Source organism: Mycolicibacterium houstonense, assembly GCF_900078665.2.
In the GTDB taxonomy this organism is placed as follows: domain Bacteria; phylum Actinomycetota; class Actinomycetes; order Mycobacteriales; family Mycobacteriaceae; genus Mycobacterium; species Mycobacterium houstonense.
Map to the genome: position 1 here is coordinate 3,047,666 of NZ_LT546207.1, position 26,720 is coordinate 3,074,385.

General features: G+C 66.3%; 28 protein-coding genes and 1 tRNA gene. 14 read left to right on the forward strand and 15 right to left on the reverse strand.

The genetic code is table 11. The annotated features are described in order from the left end of the window. Positions 1–524: 524 nt before the first annotated feature. Positions 525–1,091, reverse strand: coding sequence for a carboxymuconolactone decarboxylase family protein (locus BN4332_RS15380; RefSeq protein ID WP_066899354.1), 567 nt, complete (start codon positions 1,089–1,091; stop codon positions 525–527). Positions 1,092–1,498: 407 nt separating this feature from the next. Here BN4332_RS15380 and BN4332_RS15385 point away from each other — a divergent pair, with 407 nt between their 5' ends. The 5 genes from BN4332_RS15385 (at position 1,499) to BN4332_RS15405 (ending at position 5,850) form a co-directional block, all read left to right on the forward strand. Then, positions 1,499–2,539 carry a DMT family transporter gene (locus BN4332_RS15385; protein WP_235654108.1) on the forward strand — a complete coding sequence of 347 codons (1,041 nt, stop codon included), beginning with the start codon at positions 1,499–1,501 and terminating at the stop codon, positions 2,537–2,539. A 516-nt stretch (positions 2,540–3,055) separates the two neighbouring features. Beyond that, positions 3,056–4,498: an MFS transporter gene (locus BN4332_RS15390; RefSeq protein ID WP_066899355.1), complete on the forward strand. Its 1,443-nt coding sequence runs from the start codon at positions 3,056–3,058 to the stop codon at positions 4,496–4,498. Between the two features lie 40 nt (positions 4,499–4,538). Beyond that, entirely contained in the window at positions 4,539–5,069 is a 531-nt protein-coding gene (locus BN4332_RS15395) for a universal stress protein (RefSeq protein ID WP_065051541.1), read from the forward strand. Further along, positions 5,069–5,413, forward strand: coding sequence for a DUF732 domain-containing protein (locus BN4332_RS15400; RefSeq protein ID WP_084459282.1), 345 nt, complete (start codon positions 5,069–5,071; stop codon positions 5,411–5,413). The genes BN4332_RS15395 and BN4332_RS15400 overlap by 1 nt, the downstream gene beginning before the upstream one ends. Then, positions 5,410–5,850 (forward strand): DUF5078 domain-containing protein, encoded by a 441-nt coding sequence (locus tag BN4332_RS15405; RefSeq protein ID WP_066899359.1) that lies wholly within the window; start codon positions 5,410–5,412, stop codon positions 5,848–5,850. The genes BN4332_RS15400 and BN4332_RS15405 overlap by 4 nt, the downstream gene beginning before the upstream one ends. Positions 5,851–5,937: 87 nt before the next feature. On the opposite strand, the gene ricR is transcribed toward BN4332_RS15405, so the two are convergent. Further along, the gene (gene ricR, locus BN4332_RS15410) at positions 5,938–6,228 is read right to left on the reverse strand and encodes a copper-sensing transcriptional repressor RicR (protein WP_066899361.1); all 291 of its coding nucleotides are present in this window, start codon (positions 6,226–6,228) and stop codon (positions 5,938–5,940) included. Between the two features lie 585 nt (positions 6,229–6,813). Between ricR and BN4332_RS15415 the strand changes: the two genes are divergently transcribed. The 3 genes from BN4332_RS15415 to BN4332_RS15425 all read left to right on the forward strand — a co-directional run bounded on the left by BN4332_RS15415 (position 6,814) and on the right by BN4332_RS15425 (position 8,517). Continuing rightward, positions 6,814–6,886, forward strand: a tRNA-Arg gene (locus BN4332_RS15415). Between the two features lie 178 nt (positions 6,887–7,064). After that, positions 7,065–8,006 (forward strand): oxidoreductase, encoded by a 942-nt coding sequence (locus tag BN4332_RS15420; protein ID WP_066899444.1) that lies wholly within the window; start codon positions 7,065–7,067, stop codon positions 8,004–8,006. Continuing rightward, on the forward strand, positions 7,993–8,517 hold the full coding sequence (locus BN4332_RS15425; protein WP_066899363.1) for a hypothetical protein: 525 nt from the start codon (positions 7,993–7,995) through the stop codon (positions 8,515–8,517). The genes BN4332_RS15420 and BN4332_RS15425 overlap by 14 nt, the downstream gene beginning before the upstream one ends. 25 nt (positions 8,518–8,542) lie before the next feature. Here the strand turns inward: BN4332_RS15425 and BN4332_RS15430 are convergent, their stop codons facing one another. Together BN4332_RS15430 and BN4332_RS15435 are read right to left on the reverse strand one after the other, a co-directional pair. Further along, positions 8,543–8,980, reverse strand: a complete 438-nt coding sequence (locus BN4332_RS15430) for a rhodanese-like domain-containing protein (RefSeq protein WP_066899365.1) — start codon at positions 8,978–8,980, stop codon at positions 8,543–8,545. Between the two features lie 71 nt (positions 8,981–9,051). Next, on the reverse strand, positions 9,052–9,870 hold the full coding sequence (locus BN4332_RS15435) for a mycofactocin-coupled SDR family oxidoreductase (RefSeq protein WP_066899367.1): 819 nt from the start codon (positions 9,868–9,870) through the stop codon (positions 9,052–9,054). 299 nt (positions 9,871–10,169) lie between these two features. Between BN4332_RS15435 and BN4332_RS15440 the strand changes: the two genes are divergently transcribed. The 5 genes from BN4332_RS15440 to BN4332_RS15460 all read left to right on the forward strand — a co-directional run bounded on the left by BN4332_RS15440 (position 10,170) and on the right by BN4332_RS15460 (position 14,835). Continuing rightward, positions 10,170–10,409: a hypothetical protein gene (locus tag BN4332_RS15440; protein WP_066899369.1), complete on the forward strand. Its 240-nt coding sequence runs from the start codon at positions 10,170–10,172 to the stop codon at positions 10,407–10,409. 112 nt (positions 10,410–10,521) lie between these two features. Beyond that, positions 10,522–11,736 carry an acetyl-CoA acetyltransferase gene (locus BN4332_RS15445; RefSeq protein ID WP_066899371.1) on the forward strand — a complete coding sequence of 405 codons (1,215 nt, stop codon included), beginning with the start codon at positions 10,522–10,524 and terminating at the stop codon, positions 11,734–11,736. Then, positions 11,733–13,184 (forward strand): carotenoid oxygenase family protein, encoded by a 1,452-nt coding sequence (locus BN4332_RS15450; RefSeq protein ID WP_066899373.1) that lies wholly within the window; start codon positions 11,733–11,735, stop codon positions 13,182–13,184. The genes BN4332_RS15445 and BN4332_RS15450 overlap by 4 nt, the downstream gene beginning before the upstream one ends. Before the next feature lie 34 nt (positions 13,185–13,218). Further along, positions 13,219–14,139: a winged helix-turn-helix transcriptional regulator gene (locus BN4332_RS15455; RefSeq protein ID WP_084459286.1), complete on the forward strand. Its 921-nt coding sequence runs from the start codon at positions 13,219–13,221 to the stop codon at positions 14,137–14,139. A 249-nt stretch (positions 14,140–14,388) separates the two neighbouring features. Continuing rightward, on the forward strand, positions 14,389–14,835 hold the full coding sequence (locus BN4332_RS15460) for an Hsp20/alpha crystallin family protein (protein ID WP_066899378.1): 447 nt from the start codon (positions 14,389–14,391) through the stop codon (positions 14,833–14,835). Here the strand turns inward: BN4332_RS15460 and BN4332_RS15465 are convergent. Continuing rightward, positions 14,832–15,437, reverse strand: coding sequence for a GNAT family N-acetyltransferase (locus BN4332_RS15465; protein ID WP_066899380.1), 606 nt, complete (start codon positions 15,435–15,437; stop codon positions 14,832–14,834). The genes BN4332_RS15460 and BN4332_RS15465 overlap by 4 nt on opposite strands. After that, positions 15,437–15,856, reverse strand: coding sequence for a hypothetical protein (locus BN4332_RS15470; RefSeq protein ID WP_066899382.1), 420 nt, complete (start codon positions 15,854–15,856; stop codon positions 15,437–15,439). Before BN4332_RS15470 ends, BN4332_RS15465 begins: the two co-directional genes overlap by 1 nt. A gap of 19 nt (positions 15,857–15,875) precedes the next feature. On the opposite strand from BN4332_RS15470, the gene BN4332_RS15475 reads away from it, so the two are divergent. Further along, complete coding sequence (locus BN4332_RS15475) at positions 15,876–16,328, forward strand: cupin domain-containing protein (RefSeq protein ID WP_066899384.1); 453 nt, start codon at positions 15,876–15,878, stop codon at positions 16,326–16,328. Here the strand turns inward: BN4332_RS15475 and BN4332_RS15480 are convergent. The 9 genes from BN4332_RS15480 to BN4332_RS15520 all read right to left on the reverse strand — a co-directional run bounded on the left by BN4332_RS15480 (position 16,303) and on the right by BN4332_RS15520 (position 26,690). Next, the gene (locus BN4332_RS15480; RefSeq protein WP_066899386.1) at positions 16,303–17,076 is read right to left on the reverse strand and encodes a VOC family protein; all 774 of its coding nucleotides are present in this window, start codon (positions 17,074–17,076) and stop codon (positions 16,303–16,305) included. The two genes, BN4332_RS15475 and BN4332_RS15480, sit on opposite strands and share 26 nt — an antisense overlap. Before the next feature lie 140 nt (positions 17,077–17,216). Beyond that, on the reverse strand, positions 17,217–18,251 hold the full coding sequence (locus BN4332_RS15485; RefSeq protein ID WP_066899447.1) for an acyl-CoA dehydrogenase family protein: 1,035 nt from the start codon (positions 18,249–18,251) through the stop codon (positions 17,217–17,219). 1 nt (position 18,252) lies between these two features. Continuing rightward, positions 18,253–19,416, reverse strand: a complete 1,164-nt coding sequence (locus tag BN4332_RS15490) for an acyl-CoA dehydrogenase family protein (protein WP_066899388.1) — start codon at positions 19,414–19,416, stop codon at positions 18,253–18,255. Beyond that, on the reverse strand, positions 19,413–20,336 hold the full coding sequence (locus tag BN4332_RS15495) for an acyl-CoA dehydrogenase family protein (protein ID WP_066899449.1): 924 nt from the start codon (positions 20,334–20,336) through the stop codon (positions 19,413–19,415). The genes BN4332_RS15490 and BN4332_RS15495 overlap by 4 nt, the downstream gene beginning before the upstream one ends. Before the next feature lie 5 nt (positions 20,337–20,341). Beyond that, a complete protein-coding gene (locus BN4332_RS15500; RefSeq protein ID WP_066899390.1) occupies positions 20,342–21,496 on the reverse strand; it encodes an acyl-CoA dehydrogenase family protein in 1,155 nt (384 codons plus the stop codon). Between the two features lie 11 nt (positions 21,497–21,507). After that, positions 21,508–22,656: a CaiB/BaiF CoA transferase family protein gene (locus BN4332_RS15505; RefSeq protein ID WP_066899392.1), complete on the reverse strand. Its 1,149-nt coding sequence runs from the start codon at positions 22,654–22,656 to the stop codon at positions 21,508–21,510. Continuing rightward, on the reverse strand, positions 22,653–23,570 hold the full coding sequence (locus BN4332_RS15510) for an SDR family NAD(P)-dependent oxidoreductase (RefSeq protein ID WP_066899394.1): 918 nt from the start codon (positions 23,568–23,570) through the stop codon (positions 22,653–22,655). Before BN4332_RS15510 ends, BN4332_RS15505 begins: the two co-directional genes overlap by 4 nt. A 76-nt stretch (positions 23,571–23,646) precedes the next feature. Further along, on the reverse strand, positions 23,647–25,521 hold the full coding sequence (locus tag BN4332_RS15515) for a flavin-containing monooxygenase (protein WP_066899396.1): 1,875 nt from the start codon (positions 25,519–25,521) through the stop codon (positions 23,647–23,649). Then, a complete protein-coding gene (locus tag BN4332_RS15520; protein ID WP_066899398.1) occupies positions 25,518–26,690 on the reverse strand; it encodes an LLM class flavin-dependent oxidoreductase in 1,173 nt (390 codons plus the stop codon). The genes BN4332_RS15515 and BN4332_RS15520 overlap by 4 nt, the downstream gene beginning before the upstream one ends. Positions 26,691–26,720: the final 30 nt, after the last annotated feature.

Consider the following 26,720-nt stretch of genomic DNA (forward strand, 5'->3'; position numbering starts at 1 on the left):
TCGGGAACGCTCCGCGCCGAGGGATGCACAGCCGCCAGTAAGCATTGCGGCGGCGACGTTTTGGGCACGCTGATCGCGATCGGTGGACGAAGTAGCCTGCGCCGCAGCACAACGCTCACGCCGCGAGGTCGCCGATCACCCAAATCCATCGTGAGCAGGTAGTTCGCGATAGGCACCGAAAAATGTTCAGCTGCTTGGGAAGCGATTGCAGCCGGCACGCCACCAGCCGCCAGAACGCTGCAGACAGTGATCGGTCCGGCCAATCACCGTCGACGCCGAGGTGTCGGCACAAGTCCTTCGCTGCACCGCTCGGCATGAAGGCCGATCCCGCAGGCGTGGATAGGACCTACATGGATCGACAACCAGGAAGGCAACTTGTTCTTCTATCTACAAGCGACCCAGAGATATACCCCGTATGGGTATCCGGAAATTGGCGCTGATCCTCCGCTGAGCCAACCTCGTACAGGCGGATCGCCCGCCACCAACGGTTGGCGACGCACCGATGCCCCGGTGAGGGCACAGGGCTAACCGAGTGGTCGTTCGACCGTGCCGCAGGTTCCGTGCGAGCCGGGAACTTCGGTGGGTTGAAGGCCTGCGACGAGGTTGAAGGCCCCGGTGAGGACGTTGACGGCCACGATGCCGACGACGTCGATGATCTGCCGATCGGTGTAGCCGTGGTGGCGCAGCCCGGCGATCTGGTCATCGGTGATGGCGGCGGGTGCGGTGTAGACCTGAAGTCCGAATGCCACGATCGCGGCAATCGCAGGGTCGGCGGAAGTCCCTTCGCGCGCGTTCTCGATCTCCGAGTCATCCACCCCTGCAGCACGCGCTCCGCTGATGTGCGCAGCCAGGCAGAGGGCGCACCCTTGGCGGTGTTGCACCGCAATGGAAATGCGTTCGGTGATGTGCCGGGGCAGTTTGGATCGCTTCGTTGCCCGGCTCAGGTCGAGGTAGCCGCCCAGGACGGCAGGTGAGTGGGCCATCGTGGCGACCATGGAGCCGATTTCGCCGTGCCGGGCGACGAGGTCGCCCAGAAGGTCGCGCGCGGCGCCTTGAGCGGTATCCGGGGTGAGCCGGGGAAACCGTGTCATCAATTTCTCCTTCGATACCGGGTCTCAGGGACGCACCTGGTGGTTGTTGCCGGGAGACGCCGGTCTTGCCTAGCGGCAGCTGCCGAGCGAGCAGGAGCCCTGCGTCCGACGCCCGGCCATCACGATGTTGACGGCGCAAGCGGCCACGCAGTGCAACACACGCCGGGTGGTCGTGGATCGCCTGACCGCGATGAAGAGAGGGCGCATGGTCGCCATACGAAGTCCTTCCAGAGAGTGGTGAACGGTGTTTCGGCTGGGTTTTGGCCGGGCGACAGCAGATTCGCTGTGGCCGGCGAGGCCAGAGCCAGCTTCTCAGTACCATACCTCCGTAGGGTATCGTCCGTAATACGTTAGGGGGTAGGTGTTGCAGTACGGCATCGCCGGCGACCCCGAGTGAGAGGCAGCAGATGCAAGCCCGCGCACACCACATGTCGCACGGCTACATCCACCGCAAGGAGGACCACGCGCGGTGCATACGCACCGCGCCGAGGGGCGAATCCGGCCGCACCATCGGTGCCCCCTCCCCGACCACCGGCAAGCCAAGTTCGGGACTGATCCTCGGCGCCCTGCTACTGCTCGGCACCTTATGGGGCGGCGCGTTCCCGCTGATCAAGGTCGCGGCACCGGCTTTCGGCCCGGTCGGAACGACCCACATCCGGCTGGCGGTGGCCGCGGTCGTTCTCGCCCTGATCGCCGCCATTCGCCGCGACCTCTGGCGCGGGGTGTCCCAACGCTTCGGAGCATTTGCGCTACTGGCCGCCCTCAACGTCGCGATCCCCCTGACGCTGGTGGCCACCGCCATCGTAGGGCTCAACGCGTCGATGGCAGCGATCCTCAACGCCACCACCCCGATGTTCACCATCCTGGTCGCAGCGGCCTGGCTCGGTCAGCGCATAACCTGGAGCCGGACGCTCGGTGTCGCCGCGGGTGTCTTCGGTGTTGTCATCCTGCTCGGCGGAGCCTCGTTACCACCAGACACCGGCACCGCCCTGGCCGCGGCGGCATCCCTGACGGCAGCGCTGTCCTACGCCCTGGGCGGCACTTATGCCCGTAGAGCCTTCCCCGACACCGCACCGATGACTCTGGCGCTGGGCCAACAAGTAGCCGCCACACTTCTGTTGATTCCCGTGACCGTGGGCGCCACCTGGGCGGCAGCGCCGCCAGGGCCTGTGACCGCCGCCGCGATCACAGCGGTCGCGGCGCTCGGGCTGGGCGCCACCGCCGGCGGTTACCTGCTCTACTTTTGGATCATCCGCCACGCCGGTCCCGTCGCCGCTTCCACCGTGACCCTCTTGGTCCCGGTCGCCGGCGTCGGACTCGGCGTGGGTTGGCTCGGCGAACCCTTCACGCCAGCCCTGTTGCTGGGACTGCTGGTCATCAGCACCAGCGTTGTTCTCCTCACCTTCGACAAGCCGCGTATCACCCGACCTACTGCGGCGCCCAAATAGCCCTGGATCAAAGACACTGCCGCACAAAGGCAACCGATAGTGCGGACCGTCCCGGCTTGCCGGGCGGGACACAAACGGTGGCCCACTGAAACTGGCGCACCTCGCGGGATTCAGGTCCTCGGTCCCCGGACCGCCTTGGGCAAGCCCCACCCAATCCGGCGGTCGCCTCTACTCCAGAGTTTTCGGTCATTGCCGAACTCGCAACCCTGTCACCAGTTCGTCACTCACGGGTATCGAGATCACCACGCGTGCAATGCCGTTGACAACGATCGCTTCTGGCAACTTCAGTGCGCCAAGGGTTTTGGACGCGCACTTTCCTGTCGGGCACGCGCCGACTGCAGCCGTTCCACTTGCACCTAGCGGGTCCGCGGGCAGCAGCCCTTGCCTATGTACCATACCCTGGTAGGGTATCAACCGCGTCGCGCACGGAATGTGATCGACGCGAACACACACCTTTCGAACTCCCGGTATCTGGCCAGCATTGGCTGCATACCCTTACCGGTATGAGGTAACGGAATGTCAATCGCATCACCGCCCCACTCTCGACGTTGGTGGGCGCTCGCACTGATCGCCACAGCTCAGTTCATCGTCATCATGGACACCTCGATCATTGGTGTCGCGCTGCCCCGCATCCAGGAAGACCTCGGCTTCTCGCAAGAGAATCTGTCCTGGGTGTTCAACGCCTACGTGGTCGCACTCGGCGGTCTGCTCTTGCTGGGCGGTCGTCTGTCTGACCTCTTTGGGGCGCGCCGGATGTTCAGCGCCGGGTGGGCCATCCTCCTGGTCGGGTCTGCTGTAGCCGGCCTCGCCGGAACCGTGGGCGTCGAGCTCGCCGGCCGTGCCGTGCAGGGAGCCGGCGCGGCGCTCATCGCGCCGTCGGCTCTGACTCTGTTGATGATGTTCTTCGGCTCAGACCCGCGGGAGCTGACCAAGGCTCTCGCGCTTTATGGCGCCGCGGCCCCGGCCGGCGGCACGGCCGGTGTGTTTCTCGGCGGACTGATCACCGAATACTTGTCGTGGCCATGGGTTTTCTTCATCAACATTCCGGTCGCAGTACTCGCGCTGGCCGCCGTGCCTGTCCTGATGCCGGCAGGCGGCGCCAGGGTGAGGGGCGCGGTTGACGTTACCGGCGCGGTCACGGTCACCGCAGGACTTGGCGCGGCGGTGTACGCCATCGTCCGGGCTCCTGAGGTCGGTTGGGACTCCGTTCAGACGTGGGGCGTGCTCGCCCTCTCGGTTGTCCTGCTTGGAATCTTCGTCGGACTACAGGCAGCCCATCGTGAACCGTTGATGCGCCTGTCCATCTTCCGCACGCCGAACCTGGGTGCGGCCAACATCGCACAGCTGCTGCTTGGCGGTGCGTGGATCCCGATGTGGTTCTTCCTGAACCTGTACCTGCAGCAGGTTCTCGGCTACAGCGCCTTCCCGTCCGGCGCCGCCCTGCTGCCGATGACGATCCTCATCATGATCGGAATGATCGCCCTCGCACCGCGGGCGATCAACCGCTTCGGGCCCAAGACGATGATTGTGGCCGGCCTGGTGATACTCGCCATCGGCATGGGTTGGTTGTCCTTCATCCGGCCCGACGGCAACTTCTGGGCCGACGTGCTGCCCGCATCGCTGGTGGCGGCACTCGGTATGTCGCTCGCCTTCATTCCCTCGCTCGGAACTGCCATTTCGTCCGCTCGGCCCGAAGAGGGCGGCCTCGCGTCGGGGATCGTCAACACCAGCTACCAGATCGGTTCCGCACTGGGCCTGGCGGCCATGACCGCCGTCGCCGCTTCCTACGGCGCGGACCAGCTCGGCGACTCCTCCGCGCTCACCGACGGCTTCTCGTCCGCCTTCCTCGGAGCCGGTCTGATTGCCCTGGCGGGCGCGGTGATCGCTGCGCTGACTCTCCGCACACCTCAGCTCGAAAGTTCCGTTCCCGACGGCGAATCCGCAGCAGAACACGCCTGAATGCACGGCCGATCACACCACCTCTAGAGACAGGATCACCATGACCACAGCCCGTGTTCTCATCGCCTACGACGGCTCTGCCGACGCGCGCACGGCGATTGCCGAGGTGGCCAGGCTGCTCCCTGGCGCCAAAGCGGTTGTCCTGTATGCCCGCCAGCCGCTGGAAGGCCTCGCTGCTCACCTCGAAGGGCATCGCGCCCTGGAGGACCTTCGGGGCGTTGAAAAAGCCAGCCTCGACGCCTCCGAACGAATCGCGTTCGAAGGCGCGGAGCGTGCGCGCGCCGCCGGTTTGGACGCCGAGCCACGGGTGCTGTCCCGAATGTCCACCGCATCGGAGGCGATCGTGCAGGCCGCCGAGGAGATCGACGCGGCCCTCATCGTTCTCGGCTCCCGGGGCCGCCGTGGGCTGTGGTCGGCCGTGCTCGGCAGCACATCGGTAAACGTGCTCCATCATGCCCGTCGACCAACCATGGTCGTACCGTCCGAGGCGGTCGCCTCCGCCCGACAGCGGTCGAGCAAGCCGGCGTCCGAGCCGGTTGCGCCGGAAACTCCTCGGCTAGAAACGAATTGATGATGTTGAAGAAGACATGGGCGGCCGTGTTGTTCGCCAGTACGGCCGCGCTTACCTTCGCGGCACCTGCACAGGCCGATCCCGACAGCGACTTCGCCAGGGAGTTGCACGTCTACGGGATCTACGGGCAGAAAGACTTCAACGCCTGGATCGGCAAGATCGCCTGCAAACGCCTCGACCGTGGTGTCGACGTCACTGCAGCGGAGTCGGCGAAGTTCGTCGCCGACCAACTACCCCGCGGCTCCAGCACCGAGCAGGCCTACCAATTCCTTGGTGCGGCAATGAATTACTACTGCCCGGACAAGCGCGTCCTGCTCACCCAAAAAGTAGGGAACACACCATGAAACTCGAGAAGCTGAGTCTGGCCGCACTGGCCACGGCCGCCGCGGTGACCCTGGCCCCCTCCGCGTCGGCCGACGCGACCGAAGATTATCCGATCCCGCGCAGAATCCTGCACACCCCGTGCACGGCCGAGCAGATCCTGGCCGCCACCCGCGACACCAACCCGGTCTACTACGAGCGCTACATGATCGACTACAACAACAAGTCCCCCGAGGTGCACCGCGCAGTCCAGGACCGCATCCACTGGTTCTTCTCCATGGACTACGCCGGCCGGCGCCAGTACTCCGAGAACACCGCCACCAACGCCTTCTACGAACAGCTGGCCTGGAACTGGCCCAACTGGGCCAAGGTTTTCTTCAACAACAAGGGCGTCGCCGCCGCGGCCACCTCGGTCTGCATGAACTACCCGCCCGACGATATGTCGGTCTGGGTCTGGTGATGCGATAGCCAAACCGGTTGTGCGATCACGATCGTCACGGGATGCCCAGTGGCGGCCCAACTGAGACCGACCTGTCGTGCAGAAGCGTCAGGAACGTACGAGGCGTGCGATAGCAGCGGAGGCCTCAGCCAGCTTCGCGTTGGCCTCATCGCCGCCCTGGGCGGCCGCCCGGGTCACGCAGTGTGCAAGGTGCTCGTCGAGGAGGCTCAGCGCCACCGAGCGCATGGCACTGTTGACCGCGCTGATCTGGGTCAGGATATCGATGCAGTATTTGTCGTCATCGATCATCTTGGCGATGCCGCGAACCTGGCCTTCGACACGGCGCAACCGTTTGGCGTGGTTGTCCTTCTGCGCTGAGTATCCGTGCGTCGTCGTCATCTGGCCTCCCGGCGTCTGGCTGCCCGGCCGTGGTCGATCATCGACTCCGCACTCCAACGATGCCAGGCAGAGCCCAGGATCGCAGGGCGGCGCAGGAGATCGGCCGGTGTCATGCGCCAATGGTACCCACCCCGCGGGGCACCGGAATCTTCTGCGCCGACGGTGTTGTCGGTGCCAGCTTCGGCCGCGTGCGCAACAACCAATTCCGCTGTCACACAACTGCTTTACGCCTTCCTGGTAACCCCTGGGTGGGAGACCCCAAGGACCCCGCAGGTCACGGTGGCAGGGATCCGTCATCGGTCGAGGGCCAACGTACGACGTTTTCGGTTGGTGTCCTTGAAGAGGGAGCCGACCGCGCGGCTGCGCCGACACACCAGCAGCGGCTTCCGCAGACCCGGGCTCGGTCGGCACCGTCTTGGTGATCTTGAACCGGCAGTGCTCAGGGCCCCGAATCCCAGGTCAGGAGTCAGGCAAACCGGGGGCAGTTCCGATCCGCCGGCGGTGGCCCCGATGCCACCAACTGACGCTCGGCCAATTACCATGAAGCGTCCCGCGGGTTTTTCACGCCTATTCCGATAGGGCCCCGCCCCCGTAGCTCAGGGGATAGAGCACGGCTCTCCTAAAGCCGGTGTCGCAGGTTCGAATCCTGCCGGGGGCACTTTTTCGCTGTATTACCTCGCATGATGCGTGACGCTTTGGCTCCGGTCGATGGCTGACAGTGTTTCCGCTGATGCCTTACACCTGTTTCGGTTGATACTTGACACTCCCTGGATCGCCCCGTGCTTGTCGGCACGCCCCAGTAGCGTCATCGGCAGATCGAGATCAGGGGGATGCAGGTGAACCGCACGGTGCAGTACTGGCGGCTTTTGCAGCCGGACGGTGCGCCGCTGCCCGGTGAATTTCCGGCCGAGCAGGTGGTGCGGCGGCTGCAACGAGCGGAGGCCGACGGCCTCAACCGCTACCGCCGCTGCACCGACGGGATGCTGCTGATCGCGCACGGCACGCGCGACGCCCGGATGCTGATTCTCGACAAGGTGCGGCGGGAGAACCTGCCCAGCATCGGCAGCGCCGCCGGCGCTCGGCGCGCCATCGGGCTGACTCCCGACGAGGGGCTGCTGGAACCGACATATTGCCTGTTCGGTGAGCGCAACATTGTTGCTCTGCTGACCAGCGGTGACGGCCCGCGGGCCCGTCGGCTGGTCGACTATCTGGAGCACAAGCTCGGCATCGAGGTCGGTATCGAGCCAATACTCACCCAGAACCTCGACCAGGCGCTCGACGCGATGAGCGTGTCCAGGGTCGATGTGGCGATCCCGGCCAATCGCATCAACCGCGAGCTTGTGGGCGGTGACTGGGTCCAGGCGCTCGACGGAGCCCGCGCGCTGGCCCAGGATGGTGTGGTGCGCATCGGGATCTCGGTGGGCCGTCGCGGCACCGGAACACAGAAGGACGCCATCCGCCGGCGGATACGCGAACTGATCGACAACCTGCGGGGCTCCGGCGCGCTGTCGGAGTTCGAAAGTGCACGCGTCGTCGGCTCCATCAGCGGCACGCCGCAATCCGTCGATCTGCTTGAGGACCGATTCGTCGAGCGGACCGAGGTCGATGCCGACCGGCTGAACGACCCCGAGCGGTCGACCGCATACGCGCGAGAGCTGTTGCGGCAGTCACTGACTCGCAATCATGCGTATCTCCTGTCCGCCGTGCCCGAGCTTGCCGGCGAACCCGCGACGTACGCCGACACGCTGATCGAATTGCCTGACGATGAACGCGAATAAGCGCCCGGTCGTGCAGTTCAGCCTGCGGGAAAGGCTGCAGCACAACTGGGTTCGCCATCAGTGGGCGGACTGGCTGGTCGCCCTGATCGTGGTCGGCGCATGGCTGGCACTGGGCCGGGCCGGTTGGCTGCCGTGGGCGCTGGCCGAAGTCCCCCGCGACGCCCGTCGAACCGCCTACCAGATCTTGGCGACGGTGGCAGCCACGATGGGCGGGTTCACGCTGACCAGCATCTCCATCCTGGTGAACCTGCTGCGGGCACCGATGACGACTGTGGACAGGCTCCTACCGGCCAATGACAAACGCCGGGTGGGCACCGCCTTCATCTCGGTATTGCCTAGCCTGTTCGCGTTGTTCGCGGTGGCGATCGTCGGGCTGATGACCGATGCCAACCTCGATGCCGGCCACTGGTGGATACAGGCCACGATCATCGGCGCCGCCGTCGCCGCCGTCGCGTCACTCGCGCGAGTCGTGTGGATCCTTCGGCGGCTGCTCACCCTGTCCTCGGACTGAGCGGCTCAGGTCGCCGGGTCTACGGTCAGTTTCCGGTCAGAGGCCGGCCGCTGGCCTGCCAGGCCTTCATCCCACCCTTGAGTTCGACCACGTCGGTGTAGCCCAGCGATCTCAACGCCTCGGCGGCAGTCGCGCTCATGGGACCGGTGCGGCAGTAGATGGCGATCGGGGCATCACGGTCGGAAGGCAGCCGATCGACCTGCTCGGCGATCCGGTCGAACGGAATCGACAAGTCGGTGCCGGCGATGTCGCCTTCGAAGGGCACGTGAACGTTGATCGTCAGTCGGTCGGATTCCGCGATAGCGCTGGCGAATTCATCGGGACCGACCAGTCGATGGAGCACGACGCTCGTCGCCGCGCCCTCGGTGGAGGTGACCGACGGCGCCCCGGACGGTGAACCACACGAAGTCAGCGACATGGCAGCGACAACGGCCAGTGCGCCGATGCACATCCTGGTGAACATGCCGACAGAATACCCCTAGGGGGTACTGAGCCTCCAATCTTCGACGCCGTTCGGTCGCCGAGTACCACCGGCTAATTCAGCCCGTTCGACAGGATCATCGATTCGCCGGTCTGCAGCCGGCCCCGGTCGGAGACCAGGTACAGCACGGCCTCGGCGACATCCTGCGGCTCGAGCAGACCCGGCCGTGGGCGGCCCTGGGCGAACATCTCCTCGACGTCGTCGAGTCCTGGGTTCTCCAAGTCGGGCCGGATCACCCGGTAGGTGGACGGGTTGTGGATCATCGGCGTGTTTACCCCGGACGGCAGCACCGCGTTGATCGTGATGCCGTGTTCGGCGACCTCGAAGGCCACCGATTTCACCAGGGCCACCACGCCGGCCTTGGCCGCCGCGTAGTGGCCGCTGTTGGTCGCGCCGGTTCCCGCGACGATCGACGAGGTCGCCACGATCCGGCCGGCCCGACGTTCGATCAGGTGCGGCAGCACGGCCCGGAACGTGTTGAACACCCCGGTCAGATTGATGTCGATCATGTCGTGCCAGCGTTGCTCAGACATGGCGGCGATCGGCTCGCTACTGGCGATGCCAGCGTTGGCGATCACGATGTCGATACCGCCGAGCTGAGCCAGCGCGGCGTCCGCCACCGATCGCATGGCCGCCAAGTCCCGGACATCGGCGGTCAGCGCCACGCAGCGCCGGCCGAGCGCGGACACCTCGTCCACGGTCTGCTCCAGATCCGCCGGTGTGGACAACGGGTAGTCGATGGTCTCGATCGGCGCGGCGATGTCGCACACCACGATGTCGGCGCCTTCGCGCGCCAGCGTCGTGGCGTGGGCCCGCCCCTGCCCGCGCGCGCCTCCGGTGATCAACGCGGTCTTGCCCTCAAGTGCACCCATACCCATCCTTCTGTCGTCAGCCCCTGGATACAGACCCCGCCACGGTGGCAAAACTCATCGCTGCCCCGCACCGGCCCGGAGCCCGCGCCGCCTGACTGGCAACACGCTGAGGCGGGGCCGCAGCGGGCAGATTGCGATGGCAAATGAATCCAATAGCCTGACCGGGAAGACCTCGCGGAGAGCAAAGTTGCTGGAATGTGCTGGTCCAGGCGATTCTCAGGAAGATGATTCGATGCACTAATGTTATCTACAGACGGGGGTTTTGAGCTCGAACACGGCAAACAACCCGGAGGTGAAAAGTGATCCGTTCGAAACTGATGAGGGCCGCGGCAGTCGGGCTGGGCGCATTGGCGGTGCCGGTCGGCGTGGCGGTTGCGGGAGCAGCTCCGGCCTCGGCCGGTCCCGAGATCTGCGCGACGGGCCCGTACGGCTACGTGAGCGCTTGCGTCGAGGGCCCGGGCTGGGTCCGTCCGTGGTACGACGACGGATGGCGTGGCCGCGGCCACGGTCATGGTCACGGGCACGGCCACGACGACTGAGCGACTCAACCACGGGTAACGCCGTGGCAGGAATCCGAACCTGGATTTCTGCCACGGCGTTATTCGTTTGACCCGCTCGAGTCACTCTCTTAGTTGTAGTACCGTCGCGCTCATGGAGGACGTTTGGATTCTCGGCGGCTACCAGAGCGATTTCGCCCGCAACCTCCAGCGCGAGCGCGTCGACTTCGCCGAGCTGACCCGCGAGGTGGTCGAGCACACGCTGGAGGATGCCCACGTCCCCGCCGCCGACATCGGCGTCGTCCACGTCGCGAACGCCTTCGGTGAGCTGTTCGCCGCGCAGGCGCACCTGGGTGCCATGCCGGCCACCGTGCATCCCGAACTCTGGGGCACGCCGGCGTCGCGCCACGAGGCCGCGTGCGCATCCGGCAGCATCGCCGTCCTGGCCGCCGGTGCTGACCTGCGCTCGGGCGCCTATGACTGTGCGCTGGTGGTCGGCGTCGAGCTGGAGAAGACGGTGCCCGGGGACACCGCGGCCACTCATCTCGGCACCGCCGCGTGGGCCGGCCATGAGGGCGCCGGCGCGAGTTTCCTGTGGCCGTCGATGTTCTCCGAAGTGGCCGATGCCTACGACGCTCGCTACGGACTGGATCCGACGCATCTGCGAGCCATCGCCACACTGAACTTCCGTAACGCGCGGGCCAACCCCAACGCCCAGACCCGCGCGTGGACGGTGCCCGACCCCATCGAGGCCGACGACGCCGCCAACCCCGTGGTCGAGGGACGTCTGCGCCGCTTGGACTGCAGCCAGATGACCGACGGTGGGGCGGGCCTGGTGCTGGTCACCGACAGCTATCTGCGGGCACATCCGCAGGCCCGACCGTTGGCCCGCATCGCCGGATGGGGCCATCGCACAGTGGGTTTGGGACTCCGGCAGAAGCTCGAACGCGCCGCGGCGGGACCGTATCTGCTACCCCATGTTCGGCAGGCTGCGCTCGACGCCTTCGACCGGGCGCACGTCACGCTCGATGACGTGGACGGGTTCGAGGTGCACGACTGCTTCACGCCCAGCGAGTACCTGGCCATCGACCACCTGGGGCTGACCGGTCCCGGCGAATCCTGGAAGGCCATTGAGAACGGTGAGATCGAGATCGGCGGACGCCTGCCGATTAATCCGAGCGGCGGGCTGATCGGCGGTGGGCATCCGGTCGGAGCCTCGGGGGTGCGGATGTTGCTCGACGCCACCAAACAGGTCAGCGCCGGAGCCGGCGCCTATCAGGTCGAGGGCGCAACGACCTTCGGCACGTTGAACTTTGGCGGTAGTACCGCCACAACCGTTAGCTTCGTCGTGAAAGGAGCACCGGAATGAACACCGAAGTGGTGGCCAGATTTCTGTCCACCCTGCCCGAGGACGACACCCACCCGTACCGCACCGGGCCGTGGCGGCCGCAGACCACCGAATGGGACGCCGAGGATCTGCGGGTCGTCGACGGCGAGATTCCCACCGACCTCGACGGCGTCTATCTGCGCAACACCGAGAATCCGCTGCATCCCGCGTTGCAGACCTACCATCCGTTCGACGGGGACGGGATGCTGCACATCGTCGGCTTCCGCGACGGAAAGGCGTTCTACCGCAATCGATTCGTGCGGACCGACGGATTGCTGGCCGAGATCGAGGCCGGCGGACCGCTGTGGCCGGGGGTCGCCGAACCCGTCGACCTGGCCCGGCGCGATCATGGCTGGGGCGCCCGCACCCTGATGAAGGACGCGTCCAGCACCGACGTCACGGTGCACCGCGGCGTCGCGCTCACCAGCTTCTATCAGTGTGGCGACCTGTACCGATTCGATCCCTACAGCGGTGCCGATCTGGGCAAGGAAGATTGGGGCGGAGCGTTTCCCGCCGCGTGGGGCGTGTCGGCCCACCCCAAGGCCGACGACACCACCGGCGAACTGCTGTTCTTCAACTACGGCAAGCAGGCCCCGTACATGCACTACGGCGTGGTGGATGCCGACAACCAGTTGGTGCACTACGTCGACGTGGAACTGCCCGGCCCCCGGCTGCCACACGATATGGCATTCACCGAGAATTACGTGATCCTCAATGATTTTCCGTTGTTCTGGGATGCGAAGTTCCTCGAGAGCAATATCCACCTGCCGAAGTTGCACCGCGACATGCCGTCCCGGTTCGGTGTGCTGCCACGCCGCGGTGAAGCCGAGGAGATCAAGTGGTTCGAGGCCGACACCACTTACGTGCTGCACTTCACCAACGCCTACGAGGACGGTGACGAGATCGTGCTCGACGGCTTCTTCCAGGGCAACGCCGTGCCGGCCCTGGCACTGGACAAGATGCAGACCAGGCTGCACCGGTGGCGGTTCAACCTGGTGACCGGCCAGACCCGCGAGGAGCAATTGTCCGACAGCATCACCGAATTCGGCATGATCAATCCCGGTCATGCCGGACGGGGCTACCGCTACGCCTACGCCGCCACGGGCAAGCCGGGCTGGTTCCTGTTCGACGGATTGGTTCGTCACGACCTACACTCCGGTTCCGAACAGCGGTACGCCTTCGGCGAGGGCGTGTACGGCAGCGAGACGGCCATGGCGCCGCGCGTGGGCAGCTCAGGCGAGGACGACGGCTATCTGGTCACCATCACCACGGACATGAACGACGACGCGTCCTACTGCCTGGTGTTCGACGCGGCCCGGGTGCCTGACGGCCCGGTGTGCAAACTGGCTCTACCGGAACGGGTTTCCAGCGGAACCCACTCCACCTGGGCTCCCGGCGACGAGTTGCGCCGATGGCTGGTGCGTGACTGACGCACCGGCCGGCGGCACCAACGCCGTCGGACAGATGCTGAGCCTGGTCGGCGACGAGTGGACGATGCTGGTGATGCAGCAGGCTCTGCTGGGCGCCACCCGCTTCGGGCAGTTCCGGACACGGCTGCCGATCTCCAACTCGGTGCTGACCCGCCGACTGGGCACCCTCACCGACGATGGGCTGCTCACGCGTCACCGCTATCAGGAACGGCCCCCGCGCGACGAGTATTTGGTCACCGCGCGCGGGCGCGGGCTGTGGCCGGTGCTGCTGACGATCTGGGACTGGGAACGCCACTGGGTGCCCGAGCATCGCGAATCCCTGCCTGCCATGCGCCATCTCACCTGCGGCGCCGATTTCACCCCGATGCTCAGCTGTGGCACGTGCGGTGAGCCGACCATGTCCGGTGAGGTGACGGCCACGTGGGGACCGAGCGGGGGCTGGTCACGATCGCTGCCCCCGGTGACCACCCGGCGCCGGTCCGCCGATGACCGGCGCGACTCTCCGGCCGGCCAGTACCCCCAGACCATGAGCGTTCTCGGCAACCGCTGGGCGTTTGCGATCCTGGTAGCCAGCTTCACCGGCACCAGCAGATTCTCCGACTTCCAGCGACTGCTGGCCGCCCCGCCCGGATCGATCGCCGACCGGCTGCAGACATTCCGCGACAACGGGATTCTCACCACCGACGAGGGTCCGCACTACCGGCTGACCCCGAAGGGCGCGGCCTTCCTGCCGGTGCTGGTGACGGCGTTGGCGTGGGCCCAGCGTTCCTTTCCGGACGCCGAAGGCCCCGCCGTGACCCTCATCCACACCGCTTGCGACGGACCCTTCACTCCGGCGCTGCGGTGCGATCAGTGCGGCGACCGGCTCGCCGGGGCCACGGTGGCCGTTATCGATCCGACAGTTGCTGAGAGCTCCGCCCATTTGCCCCGGCAACCGGCGGCAGACCCACGCTAGTTCGGCTCCCTTGGACAGCTGACCTCGATACCGAAGCGCCGCCGCGCGGGTGCGGGCGTTGGCGCGCCGTCAACGGTTCGGGCACCGGGATTCATCCGTCGAGACAGCTTTGACGTGGCAATACTATCCAAAGTCGGCGTCAAAATTGTGCTGGCACTCTCGAGACTCGAGTGCTAATATCGGCGTTGCACAGTGATTGGCTGCCCGCCAGGGTGGCGGGCTCTGAGACGGTACGGGAGGTGGATTACTGTGCTTCGTTTTGATCCGTTCAGCGACCTCGACGTGTTGACCAGAAGTTTGCTGGCAGGTGATACCGGGTCAACGCGCACACCTAGGTTCATGCCGATGGACCTCTGCAAGATCGGCGACCATTACGTCCTCACGGCCGACCTTCCCGGCATCGATCCGGGCTCGGTGGACGTCAATGTCGACAACGGCACACTGACCATCTCGGCGCATCGAACGGCGCGCTCCGAGGAATCGGTCCAGTGGCTGGCCAATGAGCGGTTCTTCGGCAGCTATCGACGCCAGCTGTCGCTCGGCGACGGGATCGATTCGTCGGCGATCTCCGCCACATACGAGAACGGTGTCCTCACCGTCACGATCCCCGTAGCCGAACGCGCCCGGCCCCGCAAGATCGAGGTCGCGCACGGCGCCGACCGCAAGTCGATCGAAACCACTGTCGACGCCGATTAATTGATCCCGCCGCGGCGGTCCAACCTGAACTTCAGGTTGGACCGCGCCGCGGGCCATTCGATGTCCAGGACCGAATACACGACGGTGTCTCGGCGGGAACCGTCCGGCGCGATCTGGTGACTGCGCAGCACCCCGTCAAGTTTGGCGCCCAGCCGCTCGATGGCCGAACGGCTGGCAAAGTTGAAGAAGTGGGTGCGGAATTCGACTGCCACACATTCAAGTTCATCGAACGCATGGCTGAGCATCAACAGCTTGGTCTCGGCGTTCACCCCGGTGCCGCGGACGTCGGCAACGTACCAGGTGTGCCCGATCTCCAGCCGCCGGTTGGCCCCGTCCACGTGCAGATAACTCGTCGAACCCACAAGCCTGCCGGCGAGGTCGCGCACCACGAAACTCACCCCGTGGTCGGCCGCGCGCAGTTCGAGCATGCGCCGTACCCACTCGGCGGCGGCACCGGGCCGGGGCGTCATGGTGTACCACAACGACCCCAGCTCACCATCCGCGGCGGCGTCATCGATCTCGGGGATGTGCTCGTGGGTCAACGGCTCCAACCGCACCCAGCGTTGCCCGGTCAGCTCGACCGGGGTCACGAACTCGCCCATCATCGCCCTCCGAACGTCGTCAGCAACGACCACACCGAGCACAGCCCGGCCAGCACCGCCATCGCGCCACCGACATAGAGCCCGTAGCCGGCGGCCACCGGTCCCTTCACGTTGAGCAGGTAGTACCAGACCGTCAGCCCCACCAGCGTCAGCGAAAGTAGCAGCCCCGCAGCCGAAGCCCACCGCTGCGACAGGCCGCGGCCGGCCATCGCCCCGGCCACGATGAGGACGCTGCCCAGCAGGACGATCAGCTGCCCGGCACCGAAACCGCGTGGCAGAACGATGCTTCCCACCGCGCCGCCGATCGCGTTGGCCCGGCCGCCGCCGTTGGCGCTGGTGGTCAGCCACGGCAACCAGGCCACCACGATCAGGACCGCAGCACACAGGGCTACCAGCCAACCTGGACGCAGACGAACCATGACGACGAGACTATCGGGTGTGACCGAACTACCCGACTGGGCCAGACAGCTCGATCTGGCCCCGCATCCCGAGGGCGGCTGGTACCGCGAGACCTGGCGCAGCGAACTGACCGTCAGCCAGTCCTCGCTGCCGTCGGGCTACTCCGGGCCGCGTAACGCCGGCACCGCAATCCTGTTCCTGTTGATGCCCGGCCAGCAGTCGGCCTGGCACACGGTGCGGAGTGCCGAGCTGTGGTTCCATCACCGGGGCAGCCCGTTGGTCCTGGAGATCGGGCCGGAGAAGAACACGGCGGCCGCGCGACTCCTCGGCCCGGACGTCGCCGCCGGGCAGCACCCGCAACTGCTGGTGCCACCCGGCCACTGGCAACGTGCGGTGCCCCGCGACGACGAGCCCGCCCTGGTCAGCTGTGTGGTGGTGCCGGGTTTCGACTTCGCGGACTTCGCGCTCAGCCCTGCAGCGACGACAGATTGAACTCGGCGCCGGTCGGGTCGGCGACCGCGGCCAGCCGGCCATACGGCGTGTCCTCGGCCGGGCGCACCACCGAGCCACCGTTGGCGACAATCAGCTCGATGGTCTTGTCCACGTCATCGGACCCCAGGAACGAGCACCAGTGCGACGGCATCCCTTCGGGCATGAACGCCGCACCGTCCATCACACCGATGAGCGCCTCACCGTCGAAGTTGGCTGTGCTGTACCGAAATTCGTCGCTGTCCGAGACGGTCTCGGTGGTCCACCCGAACGCCGTGCGGTAGAAGTCCAGAGCCTTGGCGTAGTCGCGGGTGGTCACCTGGTGATACACCGGCGCACCGGCCTCGTTGAACACCGCGAAGCCGTCGTGCCCGCCCGGCTGCCAGACCCCGAAGAATGCTCCCGTCGGATCCGTCATCATCGCCATCCGGCCCTTGGCCGGGATGTCCATCACCCCACCACAGTTGCTCCCGCCGGCCGCGGTCACCGCGGCGACGGCGGCATCGGCGTCGGCCGTGTGCAGGTAGACCGTCCAGGCGTCCGGCGCGTTCCACTGCGGGTCATTGCGCATCAGCCCCGCGACCACGTGGCCGTCGACCGATGCGGTGACGTACCCACCGTATTCCGGGCCGCCTGTCTCGAACGTCCACCCGAACACGGCGCCGTAGAACTGCTGGGCACGCTCGAGGTCGGAGGTGGTCAGGTCGGTCCAGGTGGGCGCGCCCAGCGGGGCGCTCTGACGGGTAACCACGATGATGTCTCCTTCAGGGTGAGTGGTCGGTCGCTAGGTTTTGACCGTGGCCGCGCGGAAAACTCATCGCACCCCGCCGAGCAGACGCAAACTCGCACTCTTTGGGCCTCAAAAGTGCGAGTTTGTGTCTGCTCGCGGGGCTAGCGATAGCGCTGGGCGATCCTGGCGCGGTGTTCGGCCGGCGAGCCGAACAGCGACCGGTTGAGCGCGGCCCGCTTGAGATAGACATGCACGCCGCTCTCCCATGTGTAGCCGATGCCACCGTGTAGTTGCATGGCCTTGCCGGCCACCTCGACAGCCGTGTCGGTGGCGTAGGCCTTGGCCATCGATACGGTGCGGGACTGCGGCTCGGCGATGGCCGTGCTGAGCAGCTGACGGGCCACCGAAATCTGCACCAGCATGTCGGCACAGGCGTGTTTGACGGCCTGGAACGAGCCGATCGGACGGCCGAACTGCTGCCGAACTCCGGTGTAGGACACCGTGTTGTCGAGCATGGCTTGGGCGATGCCCAGGCTGTCACACGCCACGGCCAGCGCTGCCCGGTCGGTCAGCGCACGCAGCTGAGTGTCCGGATCACCCTCGAATCGCCACACCGAGTCCTCGTGGACCTCCAGCCCATCGGCCGTCACAATCGCCAGCCGGCGGGTCTCGTCGAGCACCGGCTGCTCGGTGACCGTCAGCCCGGGCGCATCGGCGGCCACGTCGACCAGCACCGCAATCCCGTCGACATCGCGGGCCGGCAGCAGCAGCCTCTGGGCGCCGGCCGCGTCGGGCACAAAGGTGGCCCGCCCGTGAATGCGCCAGCCCAGCCTGGTGGTGGCCAGCTCGAACGGTGCCGGCTCCGCTCCCCCCGGCATGGCCAGCGCGGCGCGGGTGTTCCCGGCGACCACCGCCCGCAACAGCGGGTCACGGGAATCGTTGGGCTGCAGCGCTTTCAGGGCGCTCACGGCCAGCACGGCACCACCCAGGTATGAGCTGGGCGCGGCAGCCCGGCCCAGTTCCTCGCAGATCACCGCGACCTCGGCGAACGTGGCGCCGGCGCCACCGTGCTCCTCTCGCGCATCCAGCCCGACCCAGCCGGCGGAGACCAACATCGACCAATCAACGGTGTCTTTGGCCAGCAGACCGGCCGCGACCGACCGCAATTCATCATGGATCTCGGAGAATTCGCTCATCTCACACCGCACTCGGTTCTCTGGGCAGACCCAAGCCACGCTCACCGATGATGGTGCGCTGGATCTCGCTGGCCCCACCGGGAATGGTCCATTCCCACGAGCCGATGAAGTCGAGCATCCAGGCTCCCGACTCCCAGCCGCTGGAAACGGGTTTCGTCAGCACCGTGTGAGCGTCGAGACCGCCGATCTCGGCGCCGAATCCGGTCATCCGTTGCAGCAGCTCGCTGTAATAGAGCTTGACGATCGAGGCGTCGGCGGGTCCGACCTTTCCTGCCTCGGTGCGTTCGACCAGATCCCGGCACAGTGCGCGCAGACCGGTCAACTCGATCTCGAACTGCGCCAACCGGTCTGCCACCACCGGGTCTTCGACGGGGGCAGCCTCCAGCAGCCAGTTGAAGCCCGCGTTGCCCAACCGCTCGGAGAGCTCCAGCATGGTCATGCCGCGCTCGGCACCGAGCGTGGCCTGGGCGACCTGCCAGCCCTTGTGCACCGGGCCGATGAGGTTGGCTGCCGGTACGGCGACGTCGTTGAGGAAGATCTCACAGAAATGCGAATCCCCCACCGCGTTTCGGATCGGCCGCACATCGATTCCTGGCGTGGTCATGTCCATCAGGAAGTACGAGATGCCGTGTCGCTTGGGCGCCTCTGGATCGGTGCGGGCGAGCAGCAGACACCAGTCGGCGTGCATGGCCCCGCTGGCCCAGAGCTTCTGGCCGTTGACGATGAAGTTGTCGCCGTCGGCCTTGGCGGTCGTCCGCAGCGCGGCCAGATCGGAACCGGCCTCGGGTTCGGAGAAGCCCTGCACCCAGATCTCCCCATCGAGGATGGCGGGCAGGTGCCGTTGTCGTTGCTCGTCGGTGCCGGCAGCGAGCAGGGTGGACGCGGCATGGTGGATGCCGACGAAGGCCAGCACCAGCCGGGGCGCGTCATGTGCCGCCAGTTCCTGGTACAACACGATCTGTTCGGGCACACCCATGCCACCACCCCACTCGGCCGGCCAATGTGGCACGGCGTATCCGGCGGTGTGCAGCTCGGCGAACCAGGACTTCTGGAACGCCACGAATTCGTCGGCACTGACTCCGGTCTGGTTGGGGCGCCAGCCTTTCGGGACGTGCGCCGCGCACCAGTCCCGCACGGAGACCCGGAAGTCGTCGAGGTCGGTCATGACGAGAACAATCCGGTGAGTCCGCGCCGACCCAAACGGGTGGTCAACGTGTCGCGGGTCTTAGACACCCCGAACGGCAAGCGGCGCAAGGGCTGGCTGTACCGCGACAGCCATGACAGCGTGGTCTCATCGCAAAAACCGACCGCACCGTGCAGCTGATGACACACCCGGAACACCACCTCGGCGGCCTCGATCGTGGCCAGTCGCAACGCCAGTGCGTCGTTGATCGCCTCATCGGCCTCGTTGGTGACCACACTCCACAGCGCGTACTTGGCCAGCATGTCGACGCCGCTGCGCTCCACCTCGGCGTCGGTCAGCTGGAACTGCACCCCCTGGAAGGACGATAACGTCTGACCGAACTGCTTGCGCAAACTGACGTGTGCGACCGTCAGGTCGATGGCGCGGTCCAGCATGCCGAGCAGAGTCCAGGACGGCAGTGTGAGGGCCAACGCAACGTCGCCGACTCCTGACTGGTCCACGGCCCACAGTTCCAGTGCGGTGGCGAACGACGGGCCAGCGGACCCCAGACCGGTCACGGTGCTGCGCTTGCCGCTCAATGTGACGGCAGCCCAACGGCTGTCCAGCCCCTGCAACGCCGCCTCCGGGGTGTCGGCATCGACGACGACCAACCCGTCGACGTCCAGATCCGCCGGACGCGCCAGCCGCTCGGCCACCGGATATGGCAGGGCCCAGTAACCGGCGGCGCGGCACAGCGCGGCCGCGGCCTCCAATGAGTCCGCATCGCTGCGTGGTTCGAGCTCGAAGACTCCCAGGCCGTCCAACACGGGCGTCACCAGCCCGGCGCGCGTCTCCGGCTTCGCGTCGGCCTGCACGAGCAACTGATCGCCACCGGCGGCTTCGAACGCCTTCAGGGCCTGGCGGCCATACTCTTTGGCGTCATCGCTGAGATCAAGAATCATCGCCGTCACGCCTTTCCGGCCAGCATGGTCCGCGACAACAAGATGCGCTGCATCTCGATGCTGCCCGAGGACACCGTCGACGCCTGCGAATATCGCCAGTGGTCCTCCACCTCGGCCCGGAAGTACTCTGCGTCAGGACTCCCGCCCCGGGGCAGGGCAGCGGCAATCTCCATGAGAACCTCGGCACTCTCCTGGTCCAGCCGCGTGACCGCGATCCGATATGCCGCGGAGTCACCGGGATTCACCCGCCCGGTGGCCTGCATCGACACCACGCGATAGGCCATCAGCCGGGCCCGGCGGCAGTGCGTGAGCATCCGGGTCCACCTACCTCGCAACTCGGCGGGCAGCTGCTCCCACTTGTCGCCGAGCACCTCGGGTGCGGCCTGCAACAGCCGTTCACATCGCGCGTAGCGGGCGATGCCGACGCGCTCGAACGACACCACGTCCTGCACGATCGACCAGCCCTGGTCCACAGTGCCCAGCACATCGGCGTCGGTGACCTTGAGGTCATCGAAGAACACCTCGTTGAGATGGTGCGGGCCCATCATGGTGCGGATCGGACGCACCTGAATACCCGGCGAATCCATCGGCACCAGAAAAATGGTCATGCCGTGTTGTTTCTTCTCCCCCTTGGCGGTGCGGGCCAGTAGGAAGCACCATTGCGCCATCGTGGCGTAAGAGGTCCAGATCTTCTGGCCATTGACCCGCCAGCCGTCGCCCTCCCGGCGGGCAAAGGTGCGCAGCGAGGCCAGGTCGGAACCCGACTCGGGCTCGGAAAAGCCCTGGCACCAGATCACTTCACCGTTGGCGATCGGCGGCAGGTGCCTGCGCCGCTGCGCTTCGGTGCCGTGCCGCATGATGATCGGGCCCACCCAGTTGACGCCCATGTACTGCGCGCCGCGCGGCTCGTGATGCGCCCACATCTCCTCGCGCACCACGGTCTGCTCCCACACCGAGGCGTCACCGCCGCCGAATTCCTTCGGCCACGACATGCACAGCAGGTGCCGTTCTGCCAGCGTTCGGCAGAACTGCTGCGCCACCGCGAGATCTGCGGGATCGTCGGTGAACGCGCCGAGGAAGTCGGCGGGCACGTTTTCGGCAATCAGCGTACGCAGCTCACCGCGCAGCGCGTCGGCCGTCTCACCAAAGTCGAAATCCACTCCCGGCCTTCCTATTCCGCCGTTGCCGTGCCGAGCCCGGCGAGCACCTCGGCGGTGTCCGCTCCCAGTTCCGGTGCGTACCCGGCGACCCGGCCCGGAGTCCGCGAGAACCAGGTCGGCACACCGGGCATGCGCACCCGCCCGTGTGGGGTGTCGATGGTCTCGAACAGCCCGACGGCGTTGAGGTGCTCGTTGTCGAACAGGTCCGCGGGGGCGAGCATCGGCGCAGCCGGAATTTCCAGCTCCGCGAACAGATCCAGCCATTCGGCGGTGGTGCGCTCTTTGAGGGTCTGCGCCACCAGTCCGTACACCGTGTCGATCTTTTTCGCCCGCTGCTCCAAGGTCGCGTACTCGGCGCTGTTCCAACTCGGCTGCACTCGGTCGATGAAGGCGTTCCAGTGCTTGTCGTTGTAGACCAGCGCCGCGATGTGCCCGTCCTTGGTCTCGTACGGTCTGCGGTTGGGCGTGACCGCCCGCGGATACACCGCAGTTCCGAGCGGAGGGTCGAACATCGCGCCGTTGGCATGCTCGACCAGCATGAAGGAGGCCATGGTCTCGAACATGCTGACCTCGACCTCCTGACCCTCGCCGGTGCGCTCCCGGTGGAACAGCGCCATCGTCGTCGCGTACAACGCCGTCAGCCCGGCGACCTTGTCGGCCATGATGGTGCCGACGTAGGACGCCTCACCCGTCAATTCCTGCTGTACCGCGGGTAAGCCGCACTCGGCCTGAATGGTGTCGTCGTAGGCCGGCCGGTCGGCGTCCGGGCCGCGGCGTCCGTACCCGTAACAGTTGGTGTAGACGATGCGCGGGTTGATCGCCGCCACATCGTCGTAGCCGAAACCGAGTTTGGTGATGGCCTTGGCCCGCATCGAGTGGATGAACACATCGGCATCGGCAATCAGCGCGCGCAGGGCCTCCTTGCCCTCCGCCGAGCGCAGATCCAGCACCACGCTGCGTTTACCGCGGTTGACGTTGACGAACACCCCGCTCATGCCGGGGCTCGGGCCCACCGAGATGTAGCGGGTGTTGTCCCCCGCCGGTGTCTCGACCTTGATCACGTCGGCGCCCATGTCCGCCATGATCTGGGTGCAGTAGGGCCCCATCACCATGGCGGTGAGGTCGATGACCCGAACGCCTTGGAGTGGTCCGGTTGTCATGCTGTCACCCCCTGGGCGGCTCCGAAGCTGTAGCGGATGTGGTCGGAATGTCCGTCGGGTACCACGGGGAACTCCACCGGTTCGCTGAGATCACGGATGCGCGCCATCTGCTCGCCGACTTGTTCCATCGACCACGACGGTTGGTACACCCCCGGACTCTCGACCACAACGGCACGCGCGAGCCTTCCGGCGATCGCCACGAAGTACTCACCGGTGACCGAACAGGATTCGTGGGCCAGCCAGCCCACCGCTGGAGCAACCAGGTCCGGCCCCATCGGCGGATAGGCTGAGGTATCCAGACCCTCGGCCATCCGGGTGACCGCGCCGGGAATGATCGCATTGCACCGCACCCCCTCGGCGGCCCCCTCCAGGGCGACCACGTTGCACAGACCGAGGATCCCGGCCTTGGCCGCGGCGTAGTTGGCGACCTGATGATTGCCGTACAGCCCGCCGATCGAGGAGGTCAGCACCACGCGGCCGTATCCCGCGTCGCACATGAGGGGAAATGCCGGTCGCACAACGTGAAACGCGCCCCGCAGGTGCACGTCGAGCACGGCGTCAAAATCGTCGTAGGTGAGTTCCTTCAGCGACCCGCGGCGCACCGTCCCGGCATTGTGGATCAGGATGTCGACGCGGCCGAACCGCTCGACGGCTGTGCCGATGATCGCCTGTCCACCTTCGGCGGTGGACACCGAATCGGTGACGGCGACGGCTTCCCCGCCCGCCGTGGTGATTTCATCGACCACCTGCTGGGCCGGCGCGGTGTCGACGCCGTCGCCGGTGAGGCTGCCGCCCGGATCGTTGACAACCACCTTGGCGCCCTTTGATGCCAGCAGCAGGGCGTATTCGCGGCCCAAGCCTCGGCCGGCACCGGTGATGACGGCGACGCGATCGTCGAATCTGAGGGTGCTCAAGCGCAGGGCTCCTCACCCTCGTGCGGGGTATCGATGCGAGGCTTGATGTCCCGGCTCTGCAGCGCAGTGGTGGTCGTCACGTGGTGAGCTCTAATCCGTCGAGGTCACCCTTGGCCCGCCAGTCCGCGATCAACTCGTCGAACGCGTAGAAGCCGGGCGAGTAGAAGTCGCCGAGGAAGGCGCCGTTGCGCTCCGCCCCACCCCGACCCTCGTTGTTGTAGTAGCCGGGCGTGCAGGACAGTTCGAACGCGGAGTTGTCGATCGCGAGTTCGCGGACCGTGGCCACCCAGGCGTCCTGGCCCTCCTGGCTGGGCTCGACGGTGGTGGCACCGCGGTTCTGCGCCTCGGCGATGATGTAGGCGATGTGCTTGGCCTGCTGTTCGAACATCGCCGTGGTGTTGGCCGATACGCCGCCCTGGATGAAGCCCATGAAGAATTGGTTGGGGAATCCGCGGCTGGTCATCCCGTGCAGGGTCTTGTAGTCGTCCTGCCAGTAGTCGAACAGTGACAGCCCGTCGCGGCCCACGATGTTCTCTATCGCGAACCGGCGGCTGATCTCGGTGGAGATCTCGAAGCCGCTCGCGAAGATCACGCAGTCGACCTCGTATTCGACGCCGTCGGCGACGATCCCCGTTTCGGTCAGCCGCTCGACCCCCTTGGATGCCGACACGTCGACGAGCGTCACATTGGGGCGGTTGAACGTGGCCAGGTAGTGCTCGCTGGACGTCGGCCGCTTACACATGAAGCGGTAGTACGGCTTGAGCGCCTCGGCGGTCGCGGGGTCCTCGACGATCTCGGCCACGAGCCGCCGCAGCCGCTCCATGATCTTGAAGTCTTCTTCCTCCCGGAAGGCCATGATCTGCTCGATGGTCACCTCTGCCGGGTTATCACTGGCCGCGATCCGGGCCGTGAGGTTGCGACCAAGCTCGGTCCAGAAGTCGCACACCAGATCTGGTTCGCCGAACACCACCCCGACGAACGGCGACCAGTTGTGAAAGTTGCGCTTGCGCTCTTCCTGCCACCCCGGCTGCAGGGTCGCGGCCCAGGCCGGATCGGTGGGTGGGTTGGTGCGCGCGTCGACCGAGGACGGGGTCCGTTGGAAGACGAACAGCTGCTTGGCATCGCGCCCCAGGTGCGGTACCAACTGGATGCCGGTGGCGCCGGTGCCCACGAGGGCGACGCGCTTGTCGACCAGTTTGTGCAGGCCACCGTCGGCGTCACCGCCGGTGTAGTCGTAATCCCAGCGGGCGGAGTGAAATACGTGTCCGGTGAAGTCCTTGATGCCGGGGATGCCCGGCAGCTTCGGTCGGTTGTAGGAGCCTTGGGCCATGACCACGAACCGGGCCCGGATCTCGTCGCCCCGGTTGGTGTGGATCTGCCAGCGCTGTGCCGCGTCGGCCCAGCGCAGTTCGCGCACCTGGGTGGAGAACAGCGCACCGTCGTACAGGCCGAAGTGCTTGCCGATGTTGCGGCAGTGCTGGAAGATCTCGGCGCCGTCGGCGAACTTCTTGCTGGGCATGAAGTCCAGCTCTTCGAGCAGCGGGATGTAGCAGTACGAGTCGTTGTCACACTGGATCCCCGGGAAGCGGTTCCAATACCAGACCCCGCCGAAGTCGCCGGCCATCTCGATGACCCGGATGCCCTCGACGCCGGCCTTCTTCAGGTACGCCCCCGCCAGCAGGCCCGCGAACCCGCCGCCGAGGATGACGACGTCGGCGTCCTCGACGATCGGATCCCGTTCGGTCACGGCCGTATACGGGTCGACCTCGTAGAACTCGGCGAACTCACCTTCGAGTTCCAGGTATTGGTCGGCGCCCTCGGGCCGGAGCCGCTTGGCTCGCTCGGCGGCGTACTTCTCCCGGATCGCGTCGATGTCGATATCGGTGGGAACGTCGGTGGGGCCACACGACTCTGCTGATGGCTCCTCGCGCAAGCGCTCGTCGGCAGTCATGCGTTGGCCTTCTCCGGCAGTGCGGCGGCGTGCAGCGGCGCGGGCATGTCGTGCACCGCGGGCAACACCTCGGCGGCGAACAGCTTGGTGGACTCCATCGCCTTTTCGTACGGCATGGTGCCGAACTGCGGGACGATGGTGACCTCGCAGAACGAGCACGCCTCCTGGGCGGCCTTGAGCTTTTCGAACACCGTGTCGGGCGTGCCGATCAGCAGGTTGGAGGCGTGGTACCCGGGCGGCCCACCCTTCTTCTGATTGCCGACCTCCGATGCCAGCACCGCTGTGGCGCTCGCCTCGCGGGCCGCGTACGCCTCATACCCCTTGACGCCCTTGAAGTTCGACGCGTCGGCAAAACCGTAGTGCACGTTGACGTCCCGGTTGGCGGTCCAGATCCACTCCTCGGTCTCGGCCACCTCGTCTTCGGAACCCACGCAGTACATGAACATCACGTTCTTGGGTTGGCACGGTCCAAGGCCCTCTTCGGCGCGGAAGGTGTTGACCTTGCGCACCTCTTCGCCGGCGTCGGTGATCGGCTTGTTGCCCACGAACAGCGGCACCATGCCGCGCCGGGACAGGATCTCCAGCGACTCGGCGGTCGAAGACGAGCTGTAGATCCGATCGAACAGGTCGGTGCTGATCGGCTCAGGGCGCAGCGACATCTCCGGGAAGCTGAAGATCTTGCCCTCGTATGAGAACCGCTGACCCGAGAAGGCCAGCTTCAGGATGTCCAGCGTCTCGTTGAAGCGGTCACGGCTCTCCTCGCGTGGCACACCGACCGCGGCGAACTCCCCCTTCGACACCCCGCGGCCCAGGCCGATCGTGGTGTAGCGCCCGTTGGAGACGATGTCGAGGTAGGCGATCTGGGTGGCCAGCCGGATCGGGTTCCACCACGGCACCACCGCGACGAACGTACCCAGGCTGACCCGCTCGGTGCGGCCGGCGAAATAGGTGAGCGCCTGAATCGGGTTGGGCGTCATGCCATATGGCGTGCCGTGGTGTTCGGGGAACCAGATCCCGTCGAAGCCGAGCGGCTCGGCGAGATCGCCGAGGGCCAGCGCGGCCTGCACGCACTTGTAGTCCGGCGTGGCCGGCGGGGTGCTGAAGTTCCCCGCCAGCACCCGCTCCCAGTCGTGGGAGTTCTGCGCCCCGGTACCCAGATTGACCTTCATGTTCGCTCCTTTGCGGGCGATTTGTGCACC